Here is a 6,084-nt window from a genome sequence, read left to right on the forward strand (position 1 = left end):
CCCAACCCCGTTCGCTCTTCCTCGAAGGAGAAACACGATGCCCTCTGTGCTCATGGTGATCACGGCGGCGGACTCGCTCACGCTGGCCGACGGCGACAGCCATCCGACCGGCTTCTGGGCCGAGGAGGTGGCCGCGTCGCACCGGATCCTGCGCGAGGCCGGCGCGGACGTGCGGATCGCGACACCCGGCGGGCGCCCCGCGCCGGTCGACCCGATCAGCCTCGACGAGCGGGGTGGCGTCTCCGCCGCCGACGCCGCCGAATTCCGTGCCTACCTCGACGCGATCGCGGGGGAGCTGCGGCAGCCGCTCGCGCTCGCCGACGTGCGGACCGGCGACTACGACGCCGTGTACCTGCCGGGCGGGCACGGGCCGATGGCCGACCTGGCCACCGACCCGGAGCTGGCCCGGATCCTGGCCGAGGCCGACGCCCGGCGGCTCACCGTCGCGGCGCTCTGCCACGGCCCGGCCGGGCTGCTGAGCGCCGTCGGCGCGGACGGGCGGTTCCTGTTCGCCGGGCGCCGGCTCACCGTCTTCACCGACGAGGAGGAGCGGCAGGGCGGGCTCGGCGACCGCAGCCCGTACCTGGTGGAGTCGCGGCTGCGCGAGCTCGGCGCGGTGATCGAGTCCGGTCCGGCGTGGACCAGCACGGTCGTCCGCGACGGAAACCTGATCACCGGACAGAACCCGCAGTCGAGCGCCGACACGGCCCGCGAGGTGGTTCAGTCGCTGGTCAAGGCCGGCTGAAGCAGGCGGTCAGCTGAGCGGAGCCGGCGGGCGCAGGATCTCGTCGAGCCAGTCGAAGACGACCTGGTCGAAGCGGGACCGGTTCCAGGCCTCGCAGTGCCCGGCCGCGCCCTCCGCGGCGCTGAACCGCACCAACGTCTTCGGGCAGTTCAGCGCCGCGTACAGCTTCTCGGCGCCGGCCGACGCCGGGTCACCGTCGGCGGCGCCGACAAGCGTCGGGCAGGCGATCGACCCGGCGACGTCCGACAGGGTGTAGCGGCGGCCCAGGTCGATCAGCAGTTCGGCCAGGGTCGCCGAGCCGTGCACCCACAACCCGCGCTGCACCAGCTTCCACCGGGCGACCGGATCGTTCACCACGGCGGCCAGCAGCGGCTCAAGCTCCGCGGGGTCGACATCGGGGAACCGGTCGCGCACCGGCGCCGGCAGGATGGCCCGGATCGCGTCGCCCTGGTCCCACTGGCCCGGATCGGCGACCAGCGCCGTGATCCTCGGCTCGCCCGCGGCGCCGCGCGGGGCGAGGAAGCCGCCGAAGCTCCAGCCCATGACGGCGATCCGGTCGCCGTCGATCTCGGGCATGCCGAGCGCGGCGTCGACGACCGCCCGCAGCACGCTCTCCCAGTCGGGCCGCATCCGCAACCGCTGCAGCACCAGCGCGCCGCCCTGGCCGGGGCCGTCCACCAGCAGGCAGTGGTAGCCCCGGCGCAGCGCCGGCACGGCGAACGAGCAGTACATCTCGTGAACGTTGCTGTCGTAGCCGTCGACGCCGATCAGCACCGGCCGCGGCCGGTCGTCGACCAGCCACAGATAGCCGGGCAGGCTCGTGTCCTCGAACGGCACCCGCACCGGCCGCACCGGGCGAGGCGCGAGCGCGGCGAACCGGCCGAAGCAGTCCGACTCGAGCTCGAACGCCGCCACCAGCCGCGGATCGGCCGGCTCGCCGAACAGCGGCTGGTACGACATCCGCAGGTAGGTCGCGGCCCGCAGGTACGCCTCGCGGGCGCTGACCCGGTGGCCCCGGTCCCGGCTGTCCTCGGCCCAGCCCCGCACGGTGGCGGCGTATCCGCTCCAGGCCGCGTGCCAGTCGTCCGCGCCGCCCGGGCCGGCGCGCTCCACGATCGCGGCGACCTCGCCGTACTCGGCGCCGCCCCGGGTCGACGTCCGCAGCGCGGTCTCGGCGAACATCTGCCACAGCGGGTCGTCGAACAGCCGCCGTACTCCCGCCCCTGATCCCACCGGACCACCTCAGCATGATCCGGCGGGGGAGCGCGGGGAAACCCGCGGGCCGGGCCCGGCGGCCGTTGCTGGATCATTGTCGGCATGGCTGTGCTGGTAGAGATCCACATTCCGATGACCGCCGAGGGTGACTGGATCGACGACGTCGGTGACTTCATGATCGACCTGGAGGAGGAGCTCGGCCTCGAGGAGTACGACGACGGCGAGGAGTTCGGCGACGCCTACATCTTCTTCATCGCCGGCGCGAGCGAGCGCACCCTGCTGGCGGCGGCGTCGCGGGTGGCGACCCGGGAGGGCGTGCCCGCGGGCGCGTTCGCCATGGTGACCGACACCAACGCGCCGCAGTTCGGCCTGGGCCGCCGGGTGAACCTCCCGGTGCGGTGAGCCTCTGCTCGTTTCTCACACCGACACCCGCTCTGCCGTCCCCTGCGAAGTGATGCGAGGACATTTCGCCGGCTCACGTCGGAAGTAGCGGGCGGCCATCGGTTGCGGGCCGCCCGCGCTAGCATTGCTATCATTGCGAGTCGTGAGGAGATGAGGCAGTGGCAGCGCTCAGCATTCGAGATCTGGACGACTCCGTCAAAGAGAAGCTGCGTCTCCGGGCCGCCCGGCACGGCCGTTCCATGGAGGCTGAGATTCGCCTGATTCTCACGGCGGCCGCCACCGAGGAAGAACGCCCGCGAACCGACCTCTTCAGCGCGCTGACCGAGCGGTTCGCGCAGCTCGGCGGAGTTGACCTCGACGTTCCGGCCCGGACCATCCCACCCCGAGCGGCGGATTTCGGCGAGTGATGATCGTCCTCGACACCAACGTCGTCTCCGAACTCATGCGTGCTGCACCCGCGCCGGCCGTGCTCGCGTGGCTACAGCAAACGCCCAGTACCGGCCTCTACACCACCTCGGTCACCGTCGCCGAGATCCGCTACGGCATCGCGCGGCTATCGGATGGCCGCCGCAAGCATGACCTGCATCAGGCCGCCGACGAAATCTTTGCTGCCTTCCCCCGCCAGATTCTGCCCTTCGACCTCGCTGCGGCCGGCGCCTACGCCTTCGTGGTCGCCGGCCGCGAAGGAAGCGGCAACCCGATCAGTGGATTTGATGGCCAGATCGCCGCTATCTGCCGATCTCAGGTCGCGACCCTGGCCACGCGCAACACCAAGGACTTCATCGATACCGGAATCTCGCTCATCGACCCGTGGCAGGAGACAACCGCCTAATGGGAGCTACCGGGTTAGCCGTTGGCGGACTCGGTGCCTGTAGCCGCGAGCGGGTGAGCACCGTGTCGACTTCGGGCCGGTAGGCGTCGATGACGGTCTGTTGGATGCCGCTGCCGGCCCCACCCCTGGCGCTCACCCGCAGCGAGACGGTCGCGCCCGCCGCGGGTCGCGGCAGTTCCGCCTGGTACGCGCCCCCGCCTGCGCCCACGACCCGGACCCGCCGCCAGGTGCCCCCACCGTCGACGGACGCGTCCAGCGTGAACGCGGTGACGGCCTGCGGGCGTACGCCGCGGGCCTGGCGGACCGTGAACGTCGCCGTGCCGGACGCCGGGTGGTTCGCCGCGTCCAGCGGCAGGGTGTAGTCCACCGACAGCAGCGGCAGCGGGGCGTCGCCGGTGCCCCGCGGGCCCGCCGACCGGAACGTCCAGGAGGTGGTGACCCTGGTGGACACCGGCAGGCCGGCCGGGGTGGTGTCGACGTCGTAGGTCAGGCGGTAGTCGGCGGCCCCGCGCGGCACGGGGAAGTTCGCGGCCGAGCCGGCCACCTCGCCGACGCGCCTCCCGTCCCGCTCGAGGGTGAGCCTGCGCTTCATCTCGAGGTCCCAGCCGTCGGCGAGGCAGTCGAACCGGCCGTGCTGGTCGGTCAGGGTGACGAGTTCGACGTGCATGTTGCCCCGGGTGCGGCTCGGCGCGGCCGGCTGGCAGAAGCTCACGCCGCCGTCCGGCTCGTCGAACCAGTCGGAGCGCAGCGGCTGCCGCACCCACACCTTCTCCTGGCGGCTGCCCGGCTCGTAGCGGGCGGTCGGCTCCTGGGTGACGATGCCGTTCCAGAACGCCTCGTCCAGCCAGGCGAAACCGGGCGACAGGTAGTCGGTGCGGTCACCGGAGAGCCCGCTCGTGTACGTGTCGGAAAGGAAGATGCCCTCCGGGCCGAACCCGTACCGCTTGTGCCCGGTCTCCGAGGCGGGGGTGTCGAGCCGGTGGAACCGCTGGTCGATCCGGGCCAGCGCCGCCTTCTCGGCGCCGGTGACCCGGTACGCCGGATCGGCGGGAACCCCGTTCCCGTACCTGTGGATCAGGTCGTAGAGGTAGGGGCTGGGCCCGTCGCCGGGCGCGTCGAGCCCGAACGCGCCGAACGCCTCGAACGTGCCGACCTCGGTGCCGTCGTTCGGTGCCAGGAACACGTTCCACTCCCGGGCGGAGGCGCCCCACGCGAACGCGAAGTCGGTCCAGCCGACCCCGCGCCGCGGCATCTGCAGGTAGGTGAGGCCGACCGACGAGGCCTCCGTGGCGACGTCGTCGACGCTCGCCGTGAGCCGCCGGGCCCGGGTCAGGTCGAGCCGCACCGTCGTGTCCCCCGCGACCTGGACGTCCGGGTCGCCGGCCAGGGCCATCCGCTCGTCCGTGTCCGCCCATGCCATGAACGAGCCCATCACGCTGTACGGGCCCGCGGGTACCCGGACCGTCAGCGTCTCACCGGGTTCGGCGGAGACGTAGCCGGAGTACAGGGCGGGGTCGTCGATGTTGGTCATCTGGATGCTGACGCTCGCGCCCGCCTCCGCCGGCGTGCCCGGGATCGTGGTCGTCTCGATCGCCAGGTCGTAGCTGGGCGGCTCCACGAAGAACGTCACAAGCGTCCGTGCCGCGACCTCGCCGCCCACCCGCGCGGTGACCTCGGCCGTGTAGAAGCCGGGCCGGGCCGCGAACGCGGCCTGGTCGACGCTCAGCGTGACCGCGCCGCCGGCGCCCCCGTCGAGCCGGACGGCCCGCGCCGACAGCGACACGGCGCCGGCCGCGGCGGCGGCGCCGTGCCGGTCGGTCACCCGCACGTCGAGGGCGGCCTCCGCCGGCCGGGTGCCGGTGTTGAGCCAGGCCAGCTTCGTGGAGGCGGTGCCCGACTGCGGGAACGCCAGGGTGCCGAGGCCGGCCACGGGCGTGGTGCTGACCACGCCGGACAGCGGCCGGGCCACGTTGAGGCGCCCGGTTCCCCGCGCGTACCCCTCGGCGCCGGTGATCGGGTCGGCCGCGCCGATCAGCGCGGCCTTCAGCTGCTCGGCGCGCCAGTCGGGGTGCCGCTGCGCCAGCACCGCGGCGGCGCCGGCGACGTGCGGTGTCGCCATCGACGTGCCGGAGGCGGCCACGTAGCGCGCGTCGATCGTCCGGCCCATGGCGGTGCCGGCCGCGCGCGCCGCGACGATGTCCACGCCCGGCGCGACCAGTTCGGGCTTCGCGGCCCGGGTGCCGACCAGCGGCCCGCGGCTGGAGAACCCGGCGACCGCGTCGTCGCCGTCGACCGCGCCGACGGTGAGTGCCTTCGCCGCGGCGCCCGGCCAGGAGACGGAGCCGTCGGACGGCCCGGAGTTGCCGGCCGCGACGACGAACAGCGCGCCGGTCTGCTCCGACAGGGCGTCCAGCGCGAGCGAGGCCGGGTCGGTGCCGTCGCTCGGATCCCCGGCGCCGAGGCTCATGTTGACCACGGCGGCCCGGCTCGCGGCCCACTCCATCCCGGCGATCAGCTGCGATTCGGTGCCGCCGCCGTCGTCGTCGAGGACCTTGCCGACGACGAGCCGGGCCTGCGGCGCCACGCCCCGGCGCGCGCCGCCCGATGCCGCGCCGGTGCCGGCGATCGTGGCCGCCACGTGGGTCCCGTGTCCGAAGTGGTCGACGGCGTCCCCGCCCTCGGCCGTGAAGTCCATCTTCTCGGCGATCTGGCCGACCAGGTCCGGGTGGGTGGCGTCGACGCCGGTGTCCAGCACCGCGACCCGCGCGCCCCGGCCGGTGTACCCGGCCCGCCACGCCCGCGGCGCGGAGATCTGGCGCAGGTTGGCGTCGGTCCGGCCTGCGCCGGTGCCGGTGCCGGGTGCGAACGTGGCCCGGACCTTACGGTCCAG

6 protein-coding genes are annotated in these 6,084 nt (G+C 73.6%); 4 read left to right on the top strand and 2 right to left on the bottom strand.

Annotation, left to right across the window (positions count from 1 at the left end; all coding sequences use genetic code 11):
• Positions 1-37 precede the first annotated feature (37 nt).
• Complete coding sequence (locus AB0F10_RS18750; RefSeq protein WP_360626039.1) at positions 38-745, top strand: type 1 glutamine amidotransferase domain-containing protein; 708 nt, start codon at positions 38-40, stop codon at positions 743-745.
• Between the two features lie 9 nt (positions 746-754).
• Here the strand turns inward: AB0F10_RS18750 and AB0F10_RS18755 are convergent, their stop codons facing one another.
• Positions 755-1,978 carry an alpha/beta fold hydrolase gene (locus AB0F10_RS18755; RefSeq protein ID WP_360626041.1) on the bottom strand — a complete coding sequence of 408 codons (1,224 nt, stop codon included), beginning with the start codon at positions 1,976-1,978 and terminating at the stop codon, positions 755-757.
• Positions 1,979-2,062: 84 nt separating this feature from the next.
• Between AB0F10_RS18755 and AB0F10_RS18760 the strand changes: the two genes are divergently transcribed.
• From AB0F10_RS18760 to AB0F10_RS18770, 3 genes are all read left to right on the top strand, one after another.
• Positions 2,063-2,362: a hypothetical protein gene (locus AB0F10_RS18760; protein ID WP_360626044.1), complete on the top strand. Its 300-nt coding sequence runs from the start codon at positions 2,063-2,065 to the stop codon at positions 2,360-2,362.
• A 158-nt stretch (positions 2,363-2,520) separates the two neighbouring features.
• Complete coding sequence (locus tag AB0F10_RS18765) at positions 2,521-2,769, top strand: FitA-like ribbon-helix-helix domain-containing protein (RefSeq protein ID WP_360626047.1); 249 nt, start codon at positions 2,521-2,523, stop codon at positions 2,767-2,769.
• Complete coding sequence (locus AB0F10_RS18770; protein WP_360626064.1) at positions 2,769-3,194, top strand: type II toxin-antitoxin system VapC family toxin; 426 nt, start codon at positions 2,769-2,771, stop codon at positions 3,192-3,194. The genes AB0F10_RS18765 and AB0F10_RS18770 overlap by 1 nt, the downstream gene beginning before the upstream one ends.
• Here the strand turns inward: AB0F10_RS18770 and AB0F10_RS18775 are convergent.
• Positions 3,163-6,084 (bottom strand): S8 family serine peptidase (locus AB0F10_RS18775; RefSeq protein ID WP_360626050.1); only part of this gene is annotated, 2,922 nt, incomplete at its 5' end. The genes AB0F10_RS18770 and AB0F10_RS18775 overlap by 32 nt on opposite strands.

Source organism: Actinoplanes sp. NPDC026623 (assembly GCF_040638275.1).
Lineage (GTDB): Bacteria > Actinomycetota > Actinomycetes > Mycobacteriales > Micromonosporaceae > Actinoplanes.

What these genes read in the sequence shown, in the direction of transcription:
- AB0F10_RS18760 (WP_360626044.1), top strand. Translation starts at nt 2,063, where the DNA reads ATGGCTGTGCTGGTAGAGATCCACATTCCGATGACCGCCGAGGGTGAC.
- AB0F10_RS18770 (WP_360626064.1), top strand. Translation starts at nt 2,769, where the DNA reads ATGATCGTCCTCGACACCAACGTCGTCTCCGAACTCATGCGTGCTGCA.
- AB0F10_RS18750 (WP_360626039.1), top strand. Translation starts at nt 38, where the DNA reads ATGCCCTCTGTGCTCATGGTGATCACGGCGGCGGACTCGCTCACGCTG.